The sequence below is a fragment of the Rhizobium sp. BK379 genome, assembly GCF_014193955.1.
Lineage (GTDB): Bacteria > Pseudomonadota > Alphaproteobacteria > Rhizobiales > Rhizobiaceae > Rhizobium.
Genome location: NZ_JACIAD010000015.1, coordinates 1 through 23677, shown reverse-complemented (window position 1 = coordinate 23677; position 23677 = coordinate 1). Strand labels below are relative to the sequence as shown.

29 protein-coding genes and 3 pseudogenes are annotated in these 23677 nt (G+C 57.5%); 13 read left to right on the top strand and 19 right to left on the bottom strand.

Annotated features, from left to right (window positions below):
• Positions 1-43: 43 nt before the first annotated feature.
• Positions 44-491: pseudogene (locus FHT93_RS35460) on the bottom strand (DUF1515 domain-containing protein).
• 1375 nt (positions 492-1866) lie between these two features.
• Here FHT93_RS35460 and FHT93_RS35280 point away from each other — a divergent pair.
• The gene (locus FHT93_RS35280; RefSeq protein ID WP_018115981.1) at positions 1867-2130 is read left to right on the top strand and encodes a DUF982 domain-containing protein; all 264 of its coding nucleotides are present in this window, start codon (positions 1867-1869) and stop codon (positions 2128-2130) included.
• A 385-nt stretch (positions 2131-2515) separates the two neighbouring features.
• Here FHT93_RS35280 and FHT93_RS35275 read toward each other — a convergent pair whose 3' ends face one another.
• Complete coding sequence (locus FHT93_RS35275; protein WP_183851412.1) at positions 2516-2932, bottom strand: NUDIX hydrolase; 417 nt, start codon at positions 2930-2932, stop codon at positions 2516-2518.
• Between the two features lie 12 nt (positions 2933-2944).
• On the bottom strand, positions 2945-3235 hold the full coding sequence (locus FHT93_RS35865; protein ID WP_246781806.1) for a phage terminase large subunit: 291 nt from the start codon (positions 3233-3235) through the stop codon (positions 2945-2947).
• A 729-nt stretch (positions 3236-3964) separates the two neighbouring features.
• Between FHT93_RS35865 and FHT93_RS35265 the strand changes: the two genes are divergently transcribed.
• Positions 3965-4288, top strand: coding sequence for a hypothetical protein (locus FHT93_RS35265; RefSeq protein ID WP_018115978.1), 324 nt, complete (start codon positions 3965-3967; stop codon positions 4286-4288).
• 570 nt (positions 4289-4858) lie between these two features.
• Here the strand turns inward: FHT93_RS35265 and FHT93_RS35860 are convergent.
• The 3 genes from FHT93_RS35860 to FHT93_RS35250 all read right to left on the bottom strand — a co-directional run bounded on the left by FHT93_RS35860 (position 4859) and on the right by FHT93_RS35250 (position 5626).
• A complete protein-coding gene (locus FHT93_RS35860; RefSeq protein ID WP_246781805.1) occupies positions 4859-5167 on the bottom strand; it encodes a DUF1376 domain-containing protein in 309 nt (102 codons plus the stop codon).
• A 135-nt stretch (positions 5168-5302) separates the two neighbouring features.
• Positions 5303-5476, bottom strand: a complete 174-nt coding sequence (locus tag FHT93_RS35255) for a hypothetical protein (RefSeq protein ID WP_018115975.1) — start codon at positions 5474-5476, stop codon at positions 5303-5305.
• A gap of 12 nt (positions 5477-5488) precedes the next feature.
• A complete protein-coding gene (locus FHT93_RS35250; protein ID WP_183851411.1) occupies positions 5489-5626 on the bottom strand; it encodes a hypothetical protein in 138 nt (45 codons plus the stop codon).
• A gap of 116 nt (positions 5627-5742) precedes the next feature.
• Between FHT93_RS35250 and FHT93_RS35245 the strand changes: the two genes are divergently transcribed.
• The 4 genes and pseudogenes from FHT93_RS35245 (at position 5743) to FHT93_RS35230 (ending at position 7415) form a co-directional block, all read left to right on the top strand.
• Complete coding sequence (locus FHT93_RS35245; protein WP_018115973.1) at positions 5743-5988, top strand: DUF982 domain-containing protein; 246 nt, start codon at positions 5743-5745, stop codon at positions 5986-5988.
• Between the two features lie 280 nt (positions 5989-6268).
• Positions 6269-6490, top strand: a pseudogene (locus tag FHT93_RS35240) (IS21 family transposase); the annotation flags it as partial.
• Positions 6491-6530: 40 nt separating this feature from the next.
• A pseudogene (locus FHT93_RS35235) lies at positions 6531-7095 on the top strand (ATP-binding protein); the annotation flags it as partial.
• Between the two features lie 119 nt (positions 7096-7214).
• The gene (locus tag FHT93_RS35230; RefSeq protein WP_348649823.1) at positions 7215-7415 is read left to right on the top strand and encodes a DUF982 domain-containing protein; all 201 of its coding nucleotides are present in this window, start codon (positions 7215-7217) and stop codon (positions 7413-7415) included.
• Positions 7416-8022: 607 nt separating this feature from the next.
• Here the strand turns inward: FHT93_RS35230 and FHT93_RS35225 are convergent.
• Together FHT93_RS35225 and FHT93_RS35220 are read right to left on the bottom strand one after the other, a co-directional pair.
• Positions 8023-8322 (bottom strand): hypothetical protein, encoded by a 300-nt coding sequence (locus tag FHT93_RS35225; protein ID WP_183851409.1) that lies wholly within the window; start codon positions 8320-8322, stop codon positions 8023-8025.
• A 207-nt stretch (positions 8323-8529) separates the two neighbouring features.
• A complete protein-coding gene (locus FHT93_RS35220) occupies positions 8530-8970 on the bottom strand; it encodes a response regulator (protein ID WP_049800949.1) in 441 nt (146 codons plus the stop codon).
• Positions 8971-9182: 212 nt separating this feature from the next.
• On the opposite strand from FHT93_RS35220, the gene FHT93_RS35215 reads away from it, so the two are divergent.
• Positions 9183-9404 (top strand): hypothetical protein, encoded by a 222-nt coding sequence (locus FHT93_RS35215; RefSeq protein ID WP_183851408.1) that lies wholly within the window; start codon positions 9183-9185, stop codon positions 9402-9404.
• Positions 9405-9645: 241 nt separating this feature from the next.
• The gene (locus FHT93_RS35210; RefSeq protein WP_183851407.1) at positions 9646-10743 is read left to right on the top strand and encodes a hypothetical protein; all 1098 of its coding nucleotides are present in this window, start codon (positions 9646-9648) and stop codon (positions 10741-10743) included.
• Between the two features lie 704 nt (positions 10744-11447).
• Here FHT93_RS35210 and FHT93_RS35205 read toward each other — a convergent pair.
• Entirely contained in the window at positions 11448-11807 is a 360-nt protein-coding gene (locus FHT93_RS35205) for a response regulator (protein ID WP_113207634.1), read from the bottom strand.
• A complete protein-coding gene (locus tag FHT93_RS35200; protein WP_029616586.1) occupies positions 11807-13477 on the bottom strand; it encodes a sensor histidine kinase in 1671 nt (556 codons plus the stop codon). Before FHT93_RS35200 ends, FHT93_RS35205 begins: the two co-directional genes overlap by 1 nt.
• A 142-nt stretch (positions 13478-13619) precedes the next feature.
• Here FHT93_RS35200 and FHT93_RS35195 point away from each other — a divergent pair, with 142 nt between their 5' ends.
• Complete coding sequence (locus tag FHT93_RS35195; RefSeq protein ID WP_113207635.1) at positions 13620-13886, top strand: hypothetical protein; 267 nt, start codon at positions 13620-13622, stop codon at positions 13884-13886.
• A gap of 225 nt (positions 13887-14111) precedes the next feature.
• Positions 14112-14288, top strand: a complete 177-nt coding sequence (locus FHT93_RS35190; protein WP_162709991.1) for a hypothetical protein — start codon at positions 14112-14114, stop codon at positions 14286-14288.
• Between the two features lie 464 nt (positions 14289-14752).
• Here the strand turns inward: FHT93_RS35190 and FHT93_RS35185 are convergent, their stop codons facing one another.
• On the bottom strand, positions 14753-15643 hold the full coding sequence (locus FHT93_RS35185) for a LysR family transcriptional regulator (RefSeq protein WP_183851417.1): 891 nt from the start codon (positions 15641-15643) through the stop codon (positions 14753-14755).
• 181 nt (positions 15644-15824) lie between these two features.
• On the opposite strand from FHT93_RS35185, the gene FHT93_RS35180 reads away from it, so the two are divergent.
• A complete protein-coding gene (locus tag FHT93_RS35180) occupies positions 15825-16049 on the top strand; it encodes a helix-turn-helix transcriptional regulator (RefSeq protein WP_018115956.1) in 225 nt (74 codons plus the stop codon).
• Positions 16050-16303: 254 nt separating this feature from the next.
• Here FHT93_RS35180 and FHT93_RS35175 read toward each other — a convergent pair whose 3' ends face one another.
• Both FHT93_RS35175 and FHT93_RS35170 read right to left on the bottom strand, forming a co-directional pair.
• Positions 16304-17614 carry a DUF1214 domain-containing protein gene (locus FHT93_RS35175; protein ID WP_246781804.1) on the bottom strand — a complete coding sequence of 437 codons (1311 nt, stop codon included), beginning with the start codon at positions 17612-17614 and terminating at the stop codon, positions 16304-16306.
• Between the two features lie 708 nt (positions 17615-18322).
• Positions 18323-18703 carry a transposase gene (locus FHT93_RS35170; RefSeq protein WP_183851406.1) on the bottom strand — a complete coding sequence of 127 codons (381 nt, stop codon included), beginning with the start codon at positions 18701-18703 and terminating at the stop codon, positions 18323-18325.
• 179 nt (positions 18704-18882) lie between these two features.
• Between FHT93_RS35170 and FHT93_RS35165 the strand changes: the two genes are divergently transcribed.
• Together FHT93_RS35165 and FHT93_RS35160 are read left to right on the top strand one after the other, a co-directional pair.
• On the top strand, positions 18883-19041 hold the full coding sequence (locus tag FHT93_RS35165; RefSeq protein WP_348649821.1) for a helix-turn-helix domain-containing protein: 159 nt from the start codon (positions 18883-18885) through the stop codon (positions 19039-19041).
• Positions 19042-19193: 152 nt separating this feature from the next.
• The gene (locus tag FHT93_RS35160) at positions 19194-19394 is read left to right on the top strand and encodes a hypothetical protein (protein ID WP_018115954.1); all 201 of its coding nucleotides are present in this window, start codon (positions 19194-19196) and stop codon (positions 19392-19394) included.
• A gap of 43 nt (positions 19395-19437) precedes the next feature.
• Here the strand turns inward: FHT93_RS35160 and FHT93_RS35155 are convergent, their stop codons facing one another.
• From FHT93_RS35155 to FHT93_RS35130, 6 genes are all read right to left on the bottom strand, one after another.
• Complete coding sequence (locus FHT93_RS35155) at positions 19438-19995, bottom strand: fasciclin domain-containing protein (protein WP_183851405.1); 558 nt, start codon at positions 19993-19995, stop codon at positions 19438-19440.
• Between the two features lie 152 nt (positions 19996-20147).
• Positions 20148-20801: a ChrR family anti-sigma-E factor gene (locus tag FHT93_RS35150; RefSeq protein WP_183851404.1), complete on the bottom strand. Its 654-nt coding sequence runs from the start codon at positions 20799-20801 to the stop codon at positions 20148-20150.
• Positions 20798-21472, bottom strand: coding sequence for a sigma-70 family RNA polymerase sigma factor (locus FHT93_RS35145; RefSeq protein ID WP_348649820.1), 675 nt, complete (start codon positions 21470-21472; stop codon positions 20798-20800). Before FHT93_RS35145 ends, FHT93_RS35150 begins: the two co-directional genes overlap by 4 nt.
• A 96-nt stretch (positions 21473-21568) precedes the next feature.
• Positions 21569-21988 (bottom strand): DUF2177 family protein, encoded by a 420-nt coding sequence (locus tag FHT93_RS35140; RefSeq protein WP_183851403.1) that lies wholly within the window; start codon positions 21986-21988, stop codon positions 21569-21571.
• Positions 21989-22015: 27 nt separating this feature from the next.
• Positions 22016-22420: a DUF2147 domain-containing protein gene (locus FHT93_RS35135; protein WP_210299524.1), complete on the bottom strand. Its 405-nt coding sequence runs from the start codon at positions 22418-22420 to the stop codon at positions 22016-22018.
• A complete protein-coding gene (locus FHT93_RS35130; protein ID WP_348649822.1) occupies positions 22413-23615 on the bottom strand; it encodes a cyclopropane-fatty-acyl-phospholipid synthase family protein in 1203 nt (400 codons plus the stop codon). Before FHT93_RS35130 ends, FHT93_RS35135 begins: the two co-directional genes overlap by 8 nt.
• Positions 23616-23677: the final 62 nt, after the last annotated feature.

Below are 23677 nucleotides of genomic sequence, written 5' to 3'. Positions count from 1 at the left end.
CGTCTCGTCATGGTCTCTCCTGTTCCCGGCATCTAAGCCGAAGTCAGGCAGAAATTCCACTTATCCTGGCTGTGCAGATTTCCCGAGCCAGCTCTTTCAGCCAATGGCGGATGGCAGACACCGTCCATCTCCGATATAGGCAACGATACCTCCGATCGTCAGCCCGGCGGACGCTATGGGACCGGAGATCCCGACGCCGAGGGTTTTCATCCGCTTCCACTCTTCAAGAGCTGGCTGGACCGCGGCATGGTTCTTTTCCACGGTTTCCTTTGGTGTTTTGATTTCCTCGAGGATCTGGGCATCAACCTCGCCGCTGATCGCCACCGTTGTCTCGAGATGACTGATCTGCTTGGCTTGGCGGTCAAGCCTTGCTTGGATGACCGCCTGCTTTCGCGGGCGTTTTGCTTCTCCTCCTGGGAATCTTCTCTAATCCGCTTCACGCCCTCTTCGACGCGGCCCAGCGCGTGACAGATGTCGTCGTTCGATGCCATTAAGCCCGCCCCTGCCCTTTCAATTCCATTTCGACCGGACGAAGCCGGCATGTGGATAATGAAAAGCCGCCCTATCGGCGGCTTGGAACATTTGTATTTCTTCACAGTTGAACGGTCAGGTCGCCCGGCAAGTCGATCAACCCAGACTCTGTTGCCCAGCAGGCGTCGTGCGATCCACTTCATGTTGATCCCGGAAACTCGCCCGCCTCGGCGGGCATCTTTTCGCGTCGAGCTGCCCGGTCCGCGGATTTGGCAGTCACCTCTGCGGTGGACTTTTTTGGGGATGGGTCGTAGCATGGGGCCATCATCAGTTGTTTGAACCGTTGGCGCTGGTGGCTCAGTGTTTGACGTGCACCCGCTGACCGAACAGGAACGGGTGCACTATGCTAGCGCAATCCCACTCGACAACCATTTCCACCCTGAACAGTCTTGCGCGCCGCTACGTCAAGTCAGAAGCTGATGCAGCCCGACTTGCCGACCGTGCGCTTCAGATGGTTTCCGAGGATCCATCCCTACTCGATGACTCCGATATCGATAAGGCACTGTTTCGTCTCGTTCACAGGATCGCTCGACAAGATTTCGAAATACCGTGAGCTTCTCGGTTGAGAAGCTGAGACCTGTCGAGCAATTTAGCGGCTGTGCTTGTAAGGATGTCTACCGTGCTCACCGGCGCGTTACCGGCAACAGCAGCTTCCAGGAGCGCTGCGGCTTTTTCGGCAGCTCTGTCGTCCCCCGGTAAGGGATAAACCCTCCGGGCGTCACGAAGTTTCTCAACCACTTCTGTAACGTCGGCTCCGACGCGACGTTGAACCTAGCTACATCACCGATGTTCCCAAGATTGATGACCGTTATAAGACCACTGTGAAGCGCACTGGTCAGCGCAGCTTTCAGGGCTTTCGGCCCCCCGGGTTCGACTCTTAGACGATTTCCCGGGATCGTGCGTTCCTCCGGAAAAATAGGAGGAGACGTGAAATCGTTCCATACCGCAGTACAGTGCGCGATAGGCAGTCACATTCGTTTGCCAATTCGGCCTGCTATCCGCGACTCGGGTCATGTCTAGTGTCGAGTTCATCAAGATGATTACGGCGGAGGCCAAGTGCGATGGCAACGACTCAAATCATTCGCCGAAAGGGAACAAACTGGTCATGCGTAAGTCATTATATTGGGATCGCGTGGCGGCATATCCTGCCCTTCCCTCTGTTAGCCCTGAGGCCGCGTGATCCCACCAATCAAAGCCGAATGTCATTCCTCGACCTAAACAAGGCAGCCGGCGTCGTTGTCCTATCGGACCATACCTGCTCATGTTGACGGATTGCTTTAGGTCATTATGATAACTGGCTTTAGACGCAGACATTTCGTCACAATTCGTGGCGTAATGGGATTCGACACATCAACCGAATTTGATCAAGTCATCCTCATCTTCAAGGACCCTGGCCGGCGGCTGATTGTTCGCACCGTCCATGAGGCTGCCACCGCTTTGATCAAAGATTGGCCATCGGACGACGGCGAGGAATTTTTGTCAGCCGTGAAAGCCTGCCTCGACGTGATGACCGGAAAGGCCAACAGCGTGGAACTGAGAAGCGCTATCCTGCGAGCAGCCAATGAAGCCGGTGTCGCGGCGGTTTCCGTGATTCATTGAAATCTCCGCACGTAAACCCTGATATCTATTGCGATAGGACGCTCCCGTCTATTGGCCCGAGATGGGACGAGAATTGAGCCCTGAGCAATGCGCCGATCTGGACGCTGCAGACGTGTAGTCTGCACGCCCGAAGTGATATGGCGGTCGGGTTAAGCCCGATTAGCAACTTAATATCGAGAGCTCATCCAGATTATATTCCCGCGCCGGCTACGTCCTAACCTGGCAGTCCACCTCCAATCGCTGCTGTCGGACGCGGGCCGGTACCAATGATGGGACGGTTATAATCAGCCCCTATTTCGAGACGAAACGCCTCCCAATCGCCTTTCGAAAAGTCTCTGGTGCGAAATCACTAGAGATCAATCTGAAGATTCCCTTTAGTTCTGGCTCATCGACCAAAGCCGCCGCTTCTGGGCGAAACCCAGACGAGTTTTCGGATACCCGCTTCTTTGAATTCGTCGGCCGCATTTTCGACCTGAAGGGCGAAAACGCTCACTAAAAAAGGAGGCTTGGACGAGTCCTTCAGGGAGGAAAAATAACCGATGGACTTCTTACCTACGCATCCAATGACGCCGGCTTCCTCCAATGCCTCGCGTCGAGCGCATTTGTACAAGGGCTCGTTCTTTTCGATATTTCCGTTTGGAACTACCCACCTGCCGGTGTCTCGGCTGGTGATCAGCAGCACTTCAACTGCCCCAATGTCGTTCATCCGGAAGCAAATCGCACCGCATTGGTCGATCGTCCGCCCTAGCAGGATTTCGACGGACCTCTGAGCCATTTCGGACAAATGTGTTGAACGTCCCATCGACTCACCTCGTCAGACAGATGATAGGTCAAAACGAGTATTTTTGAAGGATCGACCGCGCTTCGGCGTCGCCAACGCAGCAAGCGGGACAGCCAAGGTTTCGCTCGATGCCGTAAAGATGAACTCCGCTCCGGTCCGCCGGTGGATGATCGTCGTCTTCTGGACGTCGTATGCTGCCTCAAGTCCGAGGTGAGCGATAGCCCACTTCAGCTCGGTATAGACCGAATCCTGAATGCGGTGCTGGAAGCGGCGTATGCAGAGAAGGCGCATCCTGACGCCTACGTGGTCGACAAGGCGCACCAACTGGCAGGCCGTGTCTCTGGTCTTTGAGCTTGAACGTCGACCGTGGAGAACCGCGATGTCTGCCTGCCCGAGAAAAACCTGCTCCCAAAAGTCGACCGAAGGCCGTAACGTAAAATTCAAGTAGCAGAACTCTTGATAGCCCCCCAACGACAAGGCCCGACCGCGCGACCTCTTGGTTATGAGCCAAGCGAGCTACCGGGCTGCTCTACTCCGACATGCAGGGCGGGCCGCAGGGTTCTCGCTGGTCACGAGCCATCCCTTTGGCCATCAGAATGTGCTTCGCCAGACCGTATTGTTTCAACGGGAAACCGTCCGATCTAGGAAATTGAGGGGCTGCGTCGGTCTTCTATTTCGACGCTAGCGCGCTACTTAAAAGCGATGACCCATAAATCCCTGCAAGACAAAGCCGAGATCACCACCAAGGAATCTCAAGCACTTACTTCAGCTCGAAACGCCGCCCGCGACGAGAAGACTGCTCGCCTTCGCGAGTTGCGTCTTGCGAGGGATGCTGAGTTAGCGAGCAGCAGGACTGCTATCAAGGCAATAGCACCGCGGAAGCGGAAGAAGCCAGCCGCGAAGATCGATGCCTGAAATTGAAAAGCCGCCCGGAGACGGCTGATTCGGTGACCGCTCTGCGCAAATCACCACACTAGTCACTAAATACCTTGCAAAGTTTACCTTGGCAACACTACCGATCGCGAGTTCGGTGGTGTCTTTCGCTTCCGGAAGATGCACAGCCAAATCGTCCAGAGCGTCCTTCAGGTAATCGGCGAGTGTGTGCCGAGCGCCCTTCGACGCGCTGAATTCGGCAATGATGCAGCCCTCTCCGGCAACGCGGCTGACGACGTCGTAGTGCCGGCGGCCGAGCAGTTCGCGGCACTCCTGAAGCTCGAACCCGGCGTCAATCTGGCGGTCCGTGATCGGTTCCCGCGCCAGCGACTCTCACAGTCGCCGGAACTTGATCGCGGCCTCGACCTGATGGGGTTCAAGATGCCCTTTGGCCGCCATCACGGCGATCGGGCTCTCGCATGTTCATCGCTGCCGTGGTCTTAGGATTGCCAGAGGCTCCGGCGTGGACCTTGCTGTATCCTTCACCTTCCAGAGAGGGACTTTCCTGGTGATGAATCTTGCCGCCGCCTCGATGACGACCGGCTCAGGCTTCGCCGGCACCCCTGGATTGGAGTAGCGCTGATGCACCGCCGTGTAGTCGGCACGCATCTCCGCTGCGCTAGTGAACTGTCTGGCTGCTGCGATCATTTGAAACTCCTCTCGGAACGGGCTAACTCTTGGGCGATGTACTGTGCTCGGGACTGCGTCTGCCGCAGGTGAGCCAAGCCGTTTGGCTTTGAAGGCTGCTTGTCGTGAGGCTTGGCCGGCAGGTCTTTCCAGCGATCGGTCGGAGAGCCACTTGACCGGAGGCACCACCGACGGTCGTCGGTCTTTAGGACGTGGCCCTGACGCCGGTCATGATCTCGTGGAGGCCGGCGCGCTTGATGGCTTGGGAGAAAGCTTTCTCAGCCGACGGCCTGCCGATCTTGTTCGGGTAGGCTTCCCAAAATTCTTCGCAATCAGGATTGGTTTCAGGCGCGCTCGCGTCTTCCGAACGAAGTGAGGAAGATTGCTTCACGCCCGTGCCTCTGCTGCGGATCGGCGCTTTTCGATGATCTCGTCCGCCTTCGACAGCTCGGCATCGATGCGCTTGTGGGTCCAGCCTGGGCCGAACAACATTGCGAGCATGTCGCGGCTCTCCTCCCACTGCTCAGGCGAAAGCTTGGCAATGCGGGCGATGATGCGCTCGTTCTCCGGCAGGCACCCGTTCTGCCAATAGTGCATGATCAGCAGCAGATAGGCGCCGTGCTCGGTCGCAGTGACATGGCCGGTGTCTGCAAGATAGTCGCCGACATGGAGCGGCATCCGGGCGCGGTTGCTCATGCTGCCCTCCTGCTAAATCCAAGGTCCCCGAGCAGCCTGATAGGCTCGTCCCTGCCATAGGTGCGGAATGCCGTGAGCCTCACAGAGGGCTTTGAAGTCGCGCTACGGGCCGGTGAACTTCCCGGTCTCTGTTTTTCAATCGAGATAGCCGTGGAGCTTCGGACCGATGAAGATCAGGTCCTGGAGGCTCTCTGTAAGACCGTGTTGGCCCGTTGCTCCCATGTTCGGAATCGTGCCGATGAACGTTCCAGGCACAGCGAGAGCGCGCCAGTGGGCAACGACAGCCTTATGGATCTGGCTCTCCTTCATACCGGCCTCCGGCTATACTGCGCGCTTCTGGTACAGGCGATCCATGAGATCGTTGATGAGGCGGTCCGCTTCTTGTGGGGTGATGCCAAGGGCTTCGGCGATACCCTCGACGTCAGGCCGGTACTTGGTGAAGGCTTCGAGGAAGGTCATCGCCGCACACCCCGGCCTTTAGTCGCATACGCACCAGGGACCTTGGTCCGATAGCCGGAACGACTGGGCAGGCTGCGTATTTCATTCCCGGGGAATCCTCCTCCTGAGGTGCCAACATGAGCGACGATCTTTGGGACAAGCCAATCGAACTGATGATCGAAAACTCCGATCATTTCCGGAGCGTCACCAGCACGCGTGATGCCATGGCGTGTCTGATGACCTCTTGGCCAATCAAGGGGGGCAAATCCTTTTCCGCTGCTCGGCGAGCCTGTCTCGCCTCTATGGACGGGAAGGTCGCCAGAGAAAAAGCACAGCTCGCCTTCATCCGCGCGGCTGAAGAAGCCGGCATTCTCAGACGTTGATCGAGCTTGAGCGTCGATTGATGCCGCGCTCCCAGCAAAATGATTATTACTCACTTGATCTGGAACGATGCGAGGCAGCGGGGAATTAACGTTCTTTGAGGCCCAGACAGTTGGAGAGCAGCCATGATGGTACACTGCAAATTCCGAGGCAACCCGCCCCCTGATTCCGAAATGATGTCGCCCCCTTTGGCGGGCATCTGGCAAGGGTGGTCTGCCGGTGTGAAGTTCCTTCCGTCGATGGTGACAAGGAAGGAACGGTATGCCTGCGGAGAGACTGGAGATGCGGCGTGTCCGCGAGATCCTAAGATATCGATTTGAGCAAGGACTTGGGCACAAGTCGATTGCGATCCGGGTTGGAGGTGCGCCGTCGACGGTGCGCGAGACGCTTCGGCGGGCCGCAGTTACGGAGCTGTTGTGGCCGCTGAACGACGACGTCACCGACGCGGCCCTGGAAGCGGTTCTCTATAAAGCGGCGGGGACGAAGACGGGTCATCGTCGCGCGCCTGCTTGCGCTTCAGCTCGCGATGGACCTGTGCCCAGTCCGGCTAGCCGCACGCCTCCGGTTCGCCAAGTTGCGCCGCCAGGCGACCCCGGAAGATGTCGATTATCGCAGCGAGCGTGGCCTTGATCGCGCGCTCTTCATGAAGCTGCTCGGCGGCGACTGGATCAACACTCATGACAATCTGGCCATTTGCGGACCCTCGGGTGTCGGAAAAAGCTGGATAGCCTGCGCTCTCGGTCACAAGGCTTGCCGAGACGATCGTTCCGTTCTCTATCAGCGCGTCCTAAGACTGTTTGCCCAGCTTGTTCTCGCTCGTGGCGACGGCAGGGATGCCCGGCTGCAACGCACACTGGGTCATGTTCAGGTCCTGACCCTCGATGATCGGGGCCTCGAACCGCTCAACGAACAAGCCCGTCACGATCTGCTGGAAATCCTGGGCCGTCGTTCTACGATCATTACCAGCCAGCTCCCCGTAACTGCCTGGCACGGCGTCATCGGGGACCCCCACCTACGCCGATGCAACCCAGGATCGACTTGTCCACAATGCCCACCGCATCGAACTCAGCGGCGAAAGCTTACGACGAAACCTGCCTCGAAAAGATTGACACCGTACTTGAACGAACTGACAACAATTACTGCCTGCAGACCCCACTAAAAAGGAGGGCGCAATCATCTCGGAACAAAGGGGCGGCTTCATCGGAATCGGCAGGTACACCGCTGGAACATTCCCCTGGTCCTGGGAGACAGCCGCATGCGCATTGTAGTCGGCTCCCCTGAGGAGGCTATCAACTGGCTCATCCACGAGCCCAACCAAGACACTCCTAAATGGAAGCGAGCATGGAACGCCTGCCGAGACGTCATCGACGGAAGAATCCGGTCTGAAGACGCAAGGAAGGCAGTCGAGCTGGTCGCTGCTCGCGGATAAAGAGCCGGTCATGCCGCCTGCTCCCTCTTCGCCAATGCCCTCACATACGCCGCCTTGATCGCCTCATAACGAGCGATGTCGTATTCCTTGGTTTCGATCTCGTGGTCTGGGCAGGGCTTGTTGGAGCCCTGCCACGTCAACTTTCCGGACTAGCGCTTCGGAAAGCACATGCGCGGGAAAGGAACGAAGGTAGGAGACAACTGGACAATCCCCCTCCTCCCCGAAGAGCACCGCGCCGGCCCGGACGCCCCGCACAAGACCGGCCATGAGCAGGCTTGGTGGGAATCCCACGGCATTGACGCCAACACCCTTGCCGATCGCCTCTGGCGCGTGTCGGGCGACACGGCGGCAGCTATTAAAATCATAATGGAGGCCGCACGCCGATGACTGCTGTCGCACCAGATGATTGCCGCCGCATGGCAGGCTTGGCAGTCTCGGCACGGCGGAAAGCTCGGCCCCGCCCTGCCTTTCGAGAGGCGATCGAGGCCGCGCCCGCTGTCGCCGTCACCCCACCGCCCATTTCACATGCGGGATGGCAGCCAAACGTATTTGCAAGGTTGGTCGGTTCAGCGCTCACGGCTGCTATCGCAGTCAATTGAGGCGTCTATCAGTGAGCGCGACGCTCCGGCGGCGTTACTTCCAGCACGGCGTCTCGATGCGGACCCGAAAAATTTATGACGTCCGCGCCCTTCTGCGAGCTACCGAAGTTTCTGCGCAGAGCGTTAGCAAGCTGGACCGGCTCTCTCAGGCCCTGGTGGAAAAGCCGAATGATCAGTCTGGCGGCAACCATGAACTCTCGCCCCGGGTTCGCCGACATTTTGCCCTTATAGCCGCAGCTGACGAGAACCTCCTGAAGCATCTTCACGTCTTTGCTTTTCAGATTGGCGGTGTTGATTTCGGAAGACATGCTGTCCTCCTTCCGGTTGGGGCGAAGCTCACGGGCCTCAATCGGCAGCGCCCGTTCTATGGCTGCCGAGGATCTCAACCTGCGCTCTATTGTGGACGATAGCAAATGCATTCATCGAAGCCACTGCCCATCATTGCCGACACCCCACCACCATCGTCACAAATGTCGAGATGCCGTGAGTTGATCAAAATCACTGGTGCAAGCCAATTAGGGGTCTATCCGGGTCGTGCCCGCCTCGTTAAGAAGCGTTGTCAGCGCTGTAATGAGCTGCGCGTGAACAAAAGGCTTCTGAAGCAACACGCTGTTTGGAACGCCTTGAGCTGCCCAGTCCTTAGCGCTGTCCCCAGTGATATAAATCACTGGCATGTGCGGCTGCAGTTCCCGAGCGCGGCGAGCCAAATCCCAACCGTCCGTTTTTCCCGGCATCCGTATGTCGGTTATGACGGCGCAAAAGCGCGCCGAGTCTTTCTCCAAGGCACGTATAGCTTCATCGGCATTCGAGAATCCAAGGTTTTCAAAGCCGGCTTCCGTCACGACCTCTTCGAGATTGATTTTTATGAGGGCCTCGTCTTCAGCGATAAGCACGAGCAGGCTATCGCGGCCTGCGCTGATGATCTTCTGAGATTGGGCGGTCGGGTCTTTGGCCATGAGGCCCCCCTGCATTGGCAGGCGGGAGCTCTTAGCCCTCAGCCGCCAGCGCCTACGAGCTCGTTTGCTAGCGATGAAAAGAACATAGCGCCTCGCTTTGATCTGTCTATCCCCACTCCCTCGCAGAGTGTGGTTGGCAATGACCTTGATCAAGTAGGCCGCGATACCCGCATCCTGCTCACCCAGATCAATTGGCTCGAAGAGGTAACGGCGTGAAGCTCGAAGACGAGGATGCGGCGCTCGTCACGCAGATACGTCAGTCGTGGGCCATCGCGACGGATGCACCGCAACTGCAGCATTTTCTTTCAATAACGCAGCATCCTAATGTTGAAGGCCCAAACAGGGAACAATCAGGCATTGAGGGAGACATTCAACAGTTGATGGGTATGCCGCAAGTAGCAAAGGCCCATCGCGGGGCGACGATGAGCCTCTAGACCCCAACAGGAACAAAGGGTCCGCTCTACAACACGTTGACGCGGGCAATGTTCCACCCGACCATCATGTGGTTCGCAGCGAAGTCCTAACGACTATCAAAGAATTTGCCCACTGGCATCACCTGAACGAGACGACGATCGCCGGAGGCAAGACGCCAAGTGACGGCGAGATTGATTTCGAAGCGACGGTTTGGAACAGGATCTTGCGCGCCTTCGCCCCTACAACGGAGGACCGCGGCGAATGAACAGGCTCTTCCCGAATCACACCAGCGCGTTGCTACGGCGGAAGGGAGGAACCAACGACAACCTCGACGTAAGCTGTAACGCCAACGATCATTACTGGTTTCCCGGTGCTATCTACAATGTTCACGGTCATAGACCCGTTTTCGCCGTGGAAGAGATGTCCCGAGTTGAAAACATCCTGCGCGGTCCCAACGGCTTCAGCGCGAACCGCTGCGGTGTCCTTGCACTCAGTGCCGTGCTCGTCACGAGACTGAGCGCCGTTATATATGTTGAAAAAGTAGCGGGACACACGTCACCTGCCTTAAGCGAGATCTGGAAGGTCGATGCGACCAAACCTGCTCTCACCATCGGAGGCACGGACGCAATACGGAGTGCTGACGGCGCTCCGAACAAAACACTCAACGAGCGCACCGCTGGAAAGTTCCCCACCCCGTCACCCGGGGAGGTGACGCCCGTTGACCCCATATCACGTTTGCAAAACGTTCAAGTTGCGCTGCAATCCCCTAATTCAGCCCGACCAGAAGGGAAACAAACGGAGGCGGCGACACCCGCAGAACATGCCTTGGCGGCCTCGGGACAGAAAACCTTCAGGGAAGAACTGCCGAAACGGCAGGAGCCGGAGAGTGGATTACCCTCCGGCTCCATGGTGCGAAATCGGGTTCAGTTAGCGGCAGACATTGGTCGTCCGCGTAACGCGCTCACCATACCGATACGTCGTTACCCTTTTGGTGAAGCAAGACGGGTGGCGCCGGTAACCTTCATGGACCATTCGAGCTCTCCACCCACGGTGACCGTTATACCAGCCACGATGCTCGCCACGTTCCCAGCCGCGATGCGGGCCCGGACCGTCATCAGTACGAATGATGACGCTGTCCGCATAGGAAGCGGCCGGGACGGCGATGACGGACGAAAAAGCCAGAGCTACAGCCAGGATGATTTTTTTCATGGGGCTTTACCTGAATTTATTGGACCGCGGTTAAATGATTGCCCGGTCTTTGCGTTCCACCAAAAAACTCACTTCGGACTTCAGTCTGAGGTGACGTCAGACCATTGGCGCACCAGTGGAAGCCCCCTGTGGGAACCGGGGAGAGAATGACTAAGCACGCTGAAATACCCATTGATTGCTGGCCTGCTGTCCTCAGGGACGAGCATGCTGCCGCCTATGCCGGCGAGATGACGATTGACGCCTTCCTGAGCCGTGTGTGGGTACGATATGGCCGAAGCCGTTCTCGACACCGGTACAGGCAAAGGGAAGTTCAGAGCGTGGGGGAAGATCGATCTGGACAGCGCGATCGACCAGGAAGCGTAAGCGGCGTGCCGGAGGCATACTGATGGTGCCTGTGGAACCCTAGCCTGTACCGAAGAGCCGGCTGCCGCTATCTGAGCGCCGCGCTCGGCGAGAATCTTCCGCAAGACGAGCTAATCGCGGCCGCGAAAGTTTGGAATGACCGCCTCGACGCTTGGAAAGCCGAGCGACCCCGCCATGCAGCCGGTCGAGACGCTATCAAAATACGGCACTGTCGAATGGCTTTAGAACGCCTACCTGAAGCACGATCGAGGCCCCCAGAGTTCGCCGACCGGGAGTGACAAACGCAATTCACGTCCTTGAGGGCGAAGGCCTCATCCGTTCCACGCGGATCCACATGCAGATCGTCGACCGACAACAGCTTGAAAAGTTCGCCGGCGGCTTTTATGGCGAAGCCGAACGGAGTGAGCCAGCTCGCACCGATGACAAAGGATCGGGCAAAATCCAGCCCCAGCGGTTGCACGGCTTAGCGCCGCTGGAAGGGTGCCGCGCGCTTAGGCTGCCATCTCGATTAGCGTATGCGCCATCTTCCCGATGTCGTACGGCTTCGCGAAGAACAGGCTGTGTTCTGGCATGTCCGACGCAAGTGGCCGCTGCTTCCCTGACACCACCACGATCTTGATCGGCGGCCATCTGTCCCGGACAGCGGCGGCGAGCTTCAGGCCATCCATGCTCCCGGGCATGTCAATGTCGGTCATTAGAATTCGGATGTCGGGAATATTCTCGAGAGCGACAATGGCCTCGTCCGCGTCCGAGGCCTCTATGGCCTCGAATCCAGCCTCTTCTACGAGATCGACAGCAAGCATGCGGACCAGCGGCTCATCTTCCACGATAAGGATCTTCACTCTGGTCATCACGCTTCCTCGCGATCGATAGAAACTTCGTTCGCCGCCGTAGGTTCCACCGAGAACGAAATTTCGAAGACGAGACCATCGGGCCTGTACTCCGTGTGGCTGTCCGCCTTGGCCTTCGCTGGGAAGGCGCGTCCGATCAGCACGGTACCGAAACCGGTTCTCTCCGGAGCCTTGACCGGTGGACCGTCGACCTCCCTCCACACCAGGCGAAGCCGGCCTTCTGATAAGTTCCAGTCAACGAGTACCCGTCCGTCCTCGGCACCGAGGCTCCCGTACTTTATAGCGTTGGTTGCAAGTTCGTGGATCACGAGAGAAAGCGGGAGAGCCAGGTCCGAAGGGAGAGGAACCTCCGTTCCATTGACGACGATCCTGTTCGGCGATGACAGGTGCGACCGAAGGGCAGCGGACACGACTTCGTGCATCGACGACCCCGCCCCTTCCTTGGACAGTATTAGGTCATATGTGCTCGCCAGCGCCGCCAGCCTGTCCGAGAAGCTATGATAGCGTTCCGGCTCCGCTTTCGCGAAGGTCTGCCGAGCTATCGCCTGCACCAAGGCGAAGCCGTTCTTCACCCGATGAGCAAGTTCCCGTACCAGCAGCTCCCGGGCTTCTTCGGCCTTCTCGTTCTGGTCCCGGCGGGCATCGAGTTCATCGAGCAGATCGTCCAGTGTCGCCCCGACCGCGTGCAACTCGTCGCTCGGACTCATCTGGGTTCTGGCATTTGTCTTGCCGTCCCTCCAATTCCGCATGACCTCCGAGATCCTGGAGATCGGGGCCAGAAGGAAACGCTCGCCGATGAACATGGCGAGCAGGAGAGACACGAGTGCCCCTACGGCGATGCCAATCGAGTTCGTCATCGTGGCCCTGTTTATGGGCGCGAAGGCCTCGCCGGTGGAGAGTCCTGCGCTGACGTAGAGAGGGCTTCCGGGCAGCGAAATCGGCCTGTAGCCGAGTACCCGTTCCGTGCCGTCCTGGCTCATCACCTGCACGATTCCTGGCTCCTCGGCATGCACGAGCTTCAAGTACTCGTCGGGTATGACGGTGCCGACGAACTTCTCCGGTAGCGGCACGCGGGCGACGATCCTGCCATCGCTGTCAGCGAGAGTGACCGCGTTTCCCGGCGTCACACCTCTTTCCGTGATGCGATTCTGGAGCCAGTCGAGGAGCATGCCGCTGACGACCACCGCAGTAACCTTGTCGTTCTCCACCACTGGCATCGCCAGCGGCAGTACCGGGCGACCCGTGATCCGACTTTCGGTGTACGTGCCGACAACGAAAGCGCGTGTTTCGACAGCCTGCTTGAAATAATCCCGGTCTCCAAACGTCGCACCCTCGGGGATCGCGATGCTGCCGCATGCCGGGGTGCCGTCTGGCCGCACAACAAAAATCGTCTGAATGTTTGGGACCTTGCCTGCGAGCGAGCGCAAGGCATCGTTGCAGTTCGCCACGTCGAGGTGCCTGACAGACGGCATCGACGTCACGGCTATGAGCAGCGAGTGAAGCCCTTCAACGATGCGCTCGACCTCAGAGGAAGCCTGACGGGCGGACTGCGCAGCTTGAACTCTCACTTCCTCCCCACGCTGCTGCCGCATGGCGTACTCGTTATATCCCAGCATCGCAACGACGGGCGCAAGGGCCGCGAGTGCGACCGCCACCAGCTTCATTCTCATCATGAGTCCCTCAACCTTTGCCATCGCTACCACGCCAGGTTCGGTCTGGCTATCGAAGAGGACTGAACAGCAATTGCTGCAGTGCGGAACATCCTCGGTCTACAGATGTTTTGGAAAGCATCGCAACAAGAGGATCACAGTCATGTCAGACAAGCCCATCGGAATGCCGATACCACTCGGTCAGATCGAAACTGGCCCCGAGGCCGCGCTGGCGCTTCCGACTCAGCAGCCGGACTGTCCAGATGAGGAAATGCTCGAGCACATAGCGCAGATTGCTGACGCGATGATTCTTGGTCCTGTCAAGATCGCGCTCGCGGCATGCCTCGCGACGGCGGCATTCACCGTGAACCCATACTTCCTTATGTCCGGCTACAAGCTCGCGGAAGCTGGAGATCAGCAGGTTGCCTGACCGGGCCTCGCCCGCCATCCTCTGGCGCATTCACGTTTGGATTTACGATTATGTACTTCCTTTAAGGTGTGCGCCATCAGTCAATCCTCCCGGGAGTTGCCGAGGAGGATGAACATGATTCGTCTGTCGCGTATCGCATCGATGTCGGGGATGTTGCTTTTCGCATGTCGTCCCGGAGCAAGCGAGGTCGCGTTCGCGCGGTCGTGCTCACCAGGATATGTCTCGGTGAATGGCACCTCGTGCACGGTCACGCCCGGCACGGCGATAACGGTCAGCGCTGCCGCTTCGCCTGGTCTTGACGCTCGGAACAGCGGAGGCAAGATCGTCGCCAACGGCATCACGGTCAACCTTTGCCCCGGGGCCTTGGCGCGCACGTTCATCGGCGCGCGGGCTCTGACGTGAGTTTAACGCAAATGCGTCAATTCGGATTTAGTCTTTGTTTCGCATTCTGAATGGCTAGATCGAAATCCCTAGTGGTCCTTAGTTCGTGGAGCAGAATCTGTCTCGCGTCATCTGAGTTCCCCGCTTCGGCTAGGTATTCCCTCAATTTCATGGCCTGCTCTGCCGCCTGCTCCCAATTAAACACTGCGTCGATTTTCACGGCACCTTCGCTCTATTCATGTGTTCCCTCAACGCCTCGGGATAACTTAGGCGCTGGATCATCGCCCACTCTACATGTAGCTGATGCAGACGAGTGTATTGATGAATACATTAACATGCATCACGGTGCTATAGCGTTAACGTGCGCGAAACATTGACATATTAACATTCTTTAATCGCATTCGACCCATCGCGCTTAGTCTTCCGCAGCTTGTGCGAGACGAAGAACACAACTAACCATACCATGGCGAAAGTCTCAGGGCCCCTCACCTGCCCGGCCGCGCGAGCGATCGTGCGATATCGATGATGTCGTCACGTGCCGCCGTCGGATCCTCCCGGTTCCAGGCGACACCGAGCCCGATCTTGAAATCGACGCCCCTCACCTTCTTCAGCTCGAACCCGCGGTTCGGCAGATCCTGCGTCCATTCCGGCACGAAGCCGATGCCAAGACCGGCTGAGACCAGCGACACCAGCGAGAAGGTGTCGTCGCAGGTATAAGTGACATTGTCGGTCAGATCATGCTCCTCGAACTTCTCCGTGAAATACTGTTCGCTGTAGGAGCGGTTCTGGCGGGAAAATGAGATTATCTTCTCCCCTCTCAGATCCTCAAGATCGATCTCGCTCTTTAAGGACAGCGCGCTCTCCTTGGCCACTGCCAGCAGATAGCGTTCATGAGCAATCGAGAAGAAGCGAAGCGAGCCGATATTCTCCACCGGCCGGATGAAGCCGAGATTGATGCGGCCTGCCTCGATATGGCGGATGATGTCATCGGTGGTACCGCTTTCGATATGCATGCGGATATCGGGATACTTCCTGCCGATGCGCGCGAGAAACGACGGCAGAACGCCGATCGTGGCGGGATAGACCGTGCCGATCGCAATCTTGCGGGTCGTCTTGCCGGCGATCGAGCGAACGATCTCTCTCGACAGCTCCAGCTCGCTGATCATCCTGACCGAGCGCTCGTAGAAGGACGCCCCTGCCCGCGTCAGCTCCACCCGCCTGGTCGTTCGCAGCAACAGCTGCACTCCAAGCTCCTTCTCGAGCGCCAGGATCGCATCCGAGAGGCCCGACTGGGTGATGTTCACCTTGGCTGCCGCACGACCGAAATGCAGCTCCTCGGCCACCGCGACGAAGTAGGATAGCTGGCGTAGTTCCATCATCTGTCTTTCATAAAGGACAAAAGGATTTGCCTCCCGCCACGGACGAGAGCTAGCTATCCTAGTTTTGAGAATCACGCAGGACGTGAAGGATTGTCCAAGACCATGATACGTAGAAAAAATCGCCACGTCAAGGCGATTTCGATAGGAGATGGCGAATTTGTTGCCCGTTCAATGCAAGATGGCTAGGACCGCGCTCGACATGAGTGTAAAGGATCTTGCTATCGCTGCGAGCGTATCGACGAACACACTTGTCCGCTTCGAGCGTGGCGAAGAGCTCAAGCCAAGAACGATCGCTGCGATCCGTTCGGCGCTAGAAAGTGCCGGTATCGTCTTCCTCGACGGTGACTACCAAGGGGCTGGAGGACCAGGAATTCGTTTCAAAGATCCGACTTCACAACACTGATTGTCGCGATCCGGACGAATGTCGATCGCCTTGATGAGGATCGAACTGCCGTAGGTCATTTTGCGGTCGCAGACTTCTGGAGTTCAATGGCATCCCTAAGCCGTTTTCAGCCGTAGCCGATGATGCTTGGCTTAATTCCGCGGGCAATCTCGACCACTCTTACCAATTCACCCGAAGCCCAACCTTGCCCTCAACCGAGTAGTTGTCGCCGTCAAAAGAAGTCGCCCCTGCATCTGGAGGAGCAACCGGTCCGATCAGTCCACTCGCTTGACCCCAGGCAGTCGATATGAGCCATTGAGGATCGCGGTCTGTGATCCATAGAGCCGCATGGTAAGATTGAACGGCCCCTTTGGCGCAGGCAGCCAATTCGACGTGTCGGCCGGGCGCTCGTTTTGGATCAGAATTGTCACGGAACCATCCGGATCGGTCTTGAGGCCCTCTGTCGTGCTGCCAATGCTGTAGCGCTTGAAATCGTTCTCGATGAAGAATTCCTTTTCGTCGTACATGCTCATGTTCCAGAACACTGAGACTGGCGGAAATTTGTCCTTATCGAAGCGAAGAACGTACTTGTGCTCATCCGTGAGCGGAGCGCCCGCCTCATCGATGCGGTTGTTCGGATAGAGGATTTCTTCCGGCACGTTCGCTCCGGTGAGATTGGCGGAGAATGCGGCCCTTACTGCGTAGTTGAAGCCCGCTCTGCCGCCGCCCATCGTGTACCGCCAGCCATTCTCCGTTTTGGCAACATTCGCATAGGTGTTGGCGATGATGGCGTCCGCGGCGACGGCCGCCCTGGCCAGGCCGCGTTTGGTCGCCTCGTCGAGGCCCTGCCACTCGAACCCTTTGGCGACACTCAGGCCGATTTGCTGCGCCGCTCCGACATCCGGATCGGAGAAGTCGTCACTCGCCGAGAGAAACATGCGCATGCCAAAGCCGATCTGCTCGTAAAGTCGCAACGCCTCGGGAGCCGTCGGTGTGAACACGAAACGCTCGTAGTCGACCTTCTCGGGAAGCTTGAAGTTCAGGCCGTTCTTCTGGGATACCGACAGCGGGAGCAGGTTGATCCCTTCTTGTGCGGCGCGGGCGTTGGGCAGATCGGCGTTTCCGTTGACGAACACACGGTTGGCGACCACCGCGAGTTTCGTTCTGACCTTGATCTGCTTCATGCCTGCCGGGACCATGCCATGGTAGTCCGGCCCGGTGATGAGAAACAGACCGGGCTCCGGCCCTTTGCTTCCGCCGACGTTGTAGGTCACCTGATCGAAGTAGTCGCCGATCTGGACGATGTACCAGCGGGTTTCGTCAAGCACGGGTACGGACAACACCACCGGTTCGCTGGTCACATCCGCCGCCGCGTAGGCGTCTATCGAGACGTTGTTCGGGGTATTCACGAACTTGTCGGCGGCCGTCTTGAGATCGGAGAACTTCCTGAAGTAGTTCAGACCAACGGCATTGGCTTTCAAGCCGGCTGCCAGCGTATGGACGTTGTCGACGAACGGACGGCCCCAGAGCGCCACCTGGATTCCGGCGGCATAGGCCTTCTCCTCCTCGATCTGCTCGACGGACATTTTTGCGGGAATATTCTGCGCCGACGCCACCGGAGCGAATGCCATGAGAGCGGCTACCATCATATGTAGATACTTCATTAGACGGGGTCTCCCGTATGGGCTCAGCGACCCGGCGCCAAGATCTCTCGCTTGGCGGCCGCTAAAATTGCGTTTTACTTTGTCCACCGTTGGGTAAATTGAGAAGTACGTGACAGTAAATGGGCGCTGTTTACGCTGACGCGGTCCCGTCTTTGCCAACCGAGAAAATCCGCTGCTGAACACCGCTGACAATTTCGGGGCTCATGTAGTGGTTTGGACGACGAAAGAGGGGGCGAGGTCGTTGCCGAATGCATTTACCGCTGTCGGTGTGGGGCCAGCAGCTAAAAAGCTTATTTCCTTGAACGGAATCGAACCGCCGTTCAGCGGGCAAGATTCTACTTCACATCAATGACATCGGATACGTAAGAACGGAGGGCGTTTGAGACCGATGCTTCTGCATTTGATGACTTTAGTGTCGACCGCCGGCGGCAATCGGCAACTGGCTCATTCCATCCAGCAGCAGAGATCAGCAACGCAATGAGTCCCATAATGGGCTCAGCACCCGTCCCCATTAGAGTTCGCGAATGAAATCGTGCGAAATCGCGATATGGGTGCTATGGCAAGCTATACGATCCTGGCAAAGGAGATGGACCGTATATCGAAACTCTGATTTATGATTTACGGTAATGATTATACCGAGACCCTCCATTGAGACTGGTATTGAACGGGCCTTGGCGCGAGCACCCGTGGTCGCGCGGATGGTGACAGGACCGACGACAATCTCGGCACGGGAAATCTGCCTGGCGGCTCCGGTGCGGGCATCTCGACAACCATGGCCGCGAATTCGATTGGGTCTTCCGGTTCGGGTAAAACCAGCTTGCCCAGCCGCGCCAGTGTTCGCCGGGATGACAGGTGGTTGGCCTTCAGCCCATGACGCTCGGCCACCTCGTTCACCGTCACGCCCGGACGCAAGCTCTCCGACACGATCCGCGCCTTAACCTCATCCGGCCATTGGCGATGAGCCTCTCGTCGGCCCTGCCGCGTCGTGAGAACCTCCAATGTAGTCTCCATGGAGAAACTCCTTCTCGCTCGTCCATGGGAACTCGATCACAGATCAGGAGACGGAGGGCAACGTGGGGCCAGAACATCGGTTACAGCAAGCCGGCAGATGCCGATGAGATTTTGAGATACTCGGAATAGCGCAGCAAAACGGGCAATCCGGTGCGCCTTGTCTGAAGTCGGCCGAGGAGGTGCGCTGGGAGCATATTAACAGGGTGTTCGCTGAAACCGGGAACAACATTTCGATGACAGCACGGCTCCTGAGATTGCACCGGCGGACTTTGCAGCGACTTTTGGCCCGTGGTCAGCAGCGTAATGACTGCGACCCACAAAAATCCTTTCTATTTTGATCCGGGCTTCGAGCACTCCGTAGCAAGTTTGCTCCATGCAGAGCACTACAGCAGTGGAGCCGGCTCCACGCCCCAGGAGCTGACGCGGATCTGCATAGGATCCGAAGGGGTCGGCGGCCACTCCGCCGGCCCTTTATTGGAGGAAGTCATAAATGGACTACGAAGACGGTATGACCGTGTTTTACGATCCGTTATCAAAGACAGTAATCGTTGTTTTCCGCGGGGAAACCACGATGCTGAAAGGGCCTTTCGAAAATGCCCGTAGTGGTGTTGCTGCCGGTGAAGATCTGTGCGTGAAACTCGGCTGGCGTTCGAACGCGCCCAATACCGAACCAAGCAAAGACGGGATTTAGATGGAGACAATGCCGGGCCGATAAGTCGGCCCGGCACTTACAGTTACATCTTGGGAACAAGTACCTTATCGATCACGTGGATCACGCCGTTTGACTGCTTCACATCTGCGATCGTCACTGTCGCCGTGCCACCTGCCTCATCTGTGAGCGTGATCTTGCCCATGCTTTCCTTGGCCTTCAAAATGCAACCACCGACGGTTTTGAGCTCATGCTCGCCGCCATCATCCTTGATCATTTTGTCAACGGTGCTGGCCATTGCGTCCGCGGCGACCACATGGCAAGTCAGAATTTTTGCGAGCTTATCCTTGTTCTCAGGCTTGAGTAGAGTCTCTACGGTTCCTTTCGGAAGCGCCTTGAAGGCTTCGTTGGTCGGAGCGAACACGGTGAATGGCCCCTTCCCTTCGAGTGTGGAAACGAGGCCCGCTGCCTTGACGGCAGCGACAAGCGTCGTGTGATCCTTCGAATTTGCAGCGTTTTCGACGATATTCTTATCCTCAAACATCGAGGCCCCGCCGACTTTCGGGTTAGCGGCATAAGCAGCCATGCTACCCGTCATGATGCTGGCCAACGCGACGGCCGAAACTACCAGAAATTTCTTCATGATCATCTCCTCTCAATGCCGGCCTCTTGGCTCGGTGAAGATTCTACGGATGACCACCGCTCCGGTTCAAAAATCTGAGAAAGATCGTGCAAAATGATCTGCAGAAGAGGTTGTGAGCAGGTCCGCGACTGTTGGATCGATGATACTCACCATTAAATCCCAAGGATTGGCTGTAGCAACCGCAAAAACCTGCTCTTGAAACGAAGCGGCGCCTCGGTCACGGCAAGACATATGCAGTCTTTGCCAGCATTAGCCTTCGGCTGATGCATCAAGCTGTCGTCGGCCATCTCGACATCGCCTCGCGCAAATGTCGAAGCCTCATCGCTAAAGCTCCCATCAAGTACCAGTGTGAGCTCCACGCCGCGATGGGAGTGCTCCGGAACCGGTTGACCGGCGGGAATTTTTAGCAATCGCACTGTCGTCGTTGCATCGCCGGTTGGGATCACCATTTGGGCGGCACCGCGCCCGAGCTTGCGCCATTTCAGGCCTCCGGCCGCGTCGATATAGGTCCTCAGCGGCTCCGGGTATGTGTGATCATACGACGAGCCTTTTTTGATATGCACAACCTTGTCGATCTGGCCCGCATCGATCTTGGCTTTGACACTCTCCCAGCTTTGTGACACCTCGGCTTCATCCGCAGGTTCACTGTCGATAAAATAACCGCCAACGCTTTCCAGCACTGAAAGCTTCGAGCGGCAGGCGGGGCAAAGAGCAAGATGGGTCGCCACAGCAACACTCCAACCCTCGGCCAGTGTCCCGGCAGCATATTGCTGGAGCATGTCGTCATCCAGATGATGTTCGATCATTTGGCTTCGTCCTGAAGCGCTGCGCGCAGTTTCTCGCATGCAAGCCGTATCCTTGATTTCACCGTTCCAATTGGGAGGTTTAGTTTTTCTGCGATTGTCGAATGAGTAAGACCCTCGAAGAACGACATTCGAAGCACTTCCGCATATGTTCCCTTCAAGGTCGTCATTGCCCGGCCCAGCGCCGCCGCACTCTGATGCCGCTCGATTACCAGGTCGGCGGCCTCTAATTCGTCTGGCACGAAAGCCGGATCGTTAGGATCGAAGTCAGGCCTCAAACCTCTGCGAACCGAGTCGATCATCTGATTTCTGGCTATCGTAAATATCCAGGTCGACGCCTGCGCCTTGGAGGGATCAAAAAGTGACGCCTTGTGCCAAACCCGCATCATCGTCTCCTGCGCCAGCTCCTCTGCCAGGATTCGGTTTCCTCTCGTCATCTTCACCATGTAAGAGCGCACGCGGGGATGAAAATGCCGATAAAGGGTCTCGAACGCGCCAACATCGCGCGAGCCTGCGACCGCGGACATCAACACTTTGATCCGTTCGGCGTCTAACCTAACGCTTTCTTCCTCCAATTTACCGACCTTTCGAGCCCCGCCCGGCGTCGGCCACCCTGTTGCCTCAGCACAGGCGGCTCGACGTAATGCGGTTCGGCGCGGCAGTTGCATGCTCATGAGGTAACCTACGCAACAGAATTCCGCTGGATCAAAAATCGATCCCAAAATGCTCGGAGGCCTTAATGGCAGCTCTCACCGACGCCGGGGGCGACGTCATAGGCGCGAGACAGCGCCAAAGATGCGCTGCGTGACCCAAAAGCCGGCGCCCGATGCGACCGCCGACAAGAAGGTTCCCCAGATGAGGTCAGCAATCGTCAAGCCGGTCGACCAGTTTTTCAGCGTGGACTGGTTGGTCAGGTCATAGGTGGCATAAGCCATGAAGCCGACGGCAGCGCCGTAGAGCGCCGCGGTTGCCATCGACCCTGACATTAAACCTGCGCTGACAGCGAAGAACGTCAACCCGGCGGCATAGATCAGATAAAATGCCACTGCCGGCGCCAGTCGGAACTGCGGAGCGAGCATATCGCCTAAGGTTGGCCGGTAGAGACGATCGGCCATAAAGCTCAGCCATATAAAATCGATTGCCACGAAGGCGATCAGCGTTGCGCAGTAGGCGGTCAGGTGGGTTTTCATGCGGGCCTTCCCAGTTCGATTTCAAGCTCAGTTCATGCGCGTCCAAACCACGCCTTTGCAGATCAGACCGGCGATGACACAGCCTTTCGTGGTCATCCTGGCGCCGTCGACCCTGACGGTCAGCTTGTAGCTCAGGTCGCGTTGCGGATCGAAAGCGGTGCCAGAGTAGCTGCCCTCGCTGTCCTCCTTGATCGACATAACCAGTTTGTCACCTTCCTTTTCCTTTGGCGTGCCGGGCTTTATCCATGTGTTGACCGCGCAGATTTCGGCGCCGCAAGGTGCAATACGCACACGCGCATTCCCGTCTCCGCGGGCCGAGCTGCCGTTTATATCGGCGGCTTCAGCAGGGAATGCCGCTCCAACAAGAATAACGGGAATTGCCCAGGCAAACGATTTCGTTCTGTTCCTGTGAAAGAGCGCCTTCTTAGGCATGCTCGATCGTATAAAGTCCGACATTGATGCTTTCCTCCTCAAACCCTGCCTCGCAGTAACAAAGATAGTAGTGCCACATCCGTTTGAACCGTTCGTCGAAGCCGAGAGCGGCGATAGCCAGCCAATTCGCGTCGAAACGTGTGCGCCATTCCCGTAGGGTGCGGGCGTAGGATTTGCCGAAGTGCTCCACTTCGATCAGTTTAAGCCCGGCGCGTTCGACTGCGCTTCGCAGCGCCTCGTCGGAAGGCAGAAATCCACCTGGAAATATGTACCTCTGGATGAAATCGGTGCTGCCGCGATAAGCATCGAACCGGCTCTTTTCGATCGAGATGACCTGCAGCAAGCTTCGCCCGCCTGATGTCATACATCGTTTGACGATCGCGAAGTAATCCGGCCAATACGCTTCCCCGACCGCTTCGAACATTTCGATGGAAACAATACGGTCAAATTGGCCGCCAACATCCCGGTAGTCTTGAAGCCGCAATTCAACCTGACCTGTTTTCCCTGCTGCCGCCACTAGTCCTCGTGCCCACTCCAGTTGCGAAGGCGAGAGGGTCAGGCCGACCACGTGAGCATTCGCATGGGTCGCAAGATCAAGCGCGAGAGCGCCCCACCCACAACCGACCTCGAGAACACGGTGACCATCCACAACGTCCAGCTTTTCGCGGATGCGCCTGAGCCGATTTTGCTGCGCCGCTTCAAGTGTCTGCGTGACATCCTCGAAAAGGGCTGAGGAATAAAGCATCGAGCCATCAAGCCATTGCTGGTAGAACTCGTTGCCCAGATCGTAATGGGCCTCAATATTGCGGCGGCTGCCGCGCCTGGTGTTAGCATTGAAGATATGACGCAGGCGGCCAACCAGTCTCATTATCGGGGTCCCGGACAGAGCTGGCGCCAACAAGCTGGCATTTACGGCGGCCAAGCGTATGAGCGCCGTCAGATCCGGCGTGGTCCAATCTCCATGAATATATCCTTTTGCTGCTCCGAGATCGCCCGACACCACGAGCCTGCGAAACGGACCCCATCGGCGGATGACGATCGTCGCGTCGGGTCCGCTCTCAGTTCCTCGCTTTACGAAGGCTTCCCCGTTCGGCAGGACGACCGTCAACTGACCGTGCTGAAGGCTCTTGATCAGCCGTCCGAACGTAAGACCACCGATGCCAGAGCTGGCTCGGGAAATCTGCACAGCCAGGATAAGTGGAATTTCTGCCTGACTTCGGCTTAGATGCCGGGAACAGGAGAGACCATGACGAGACG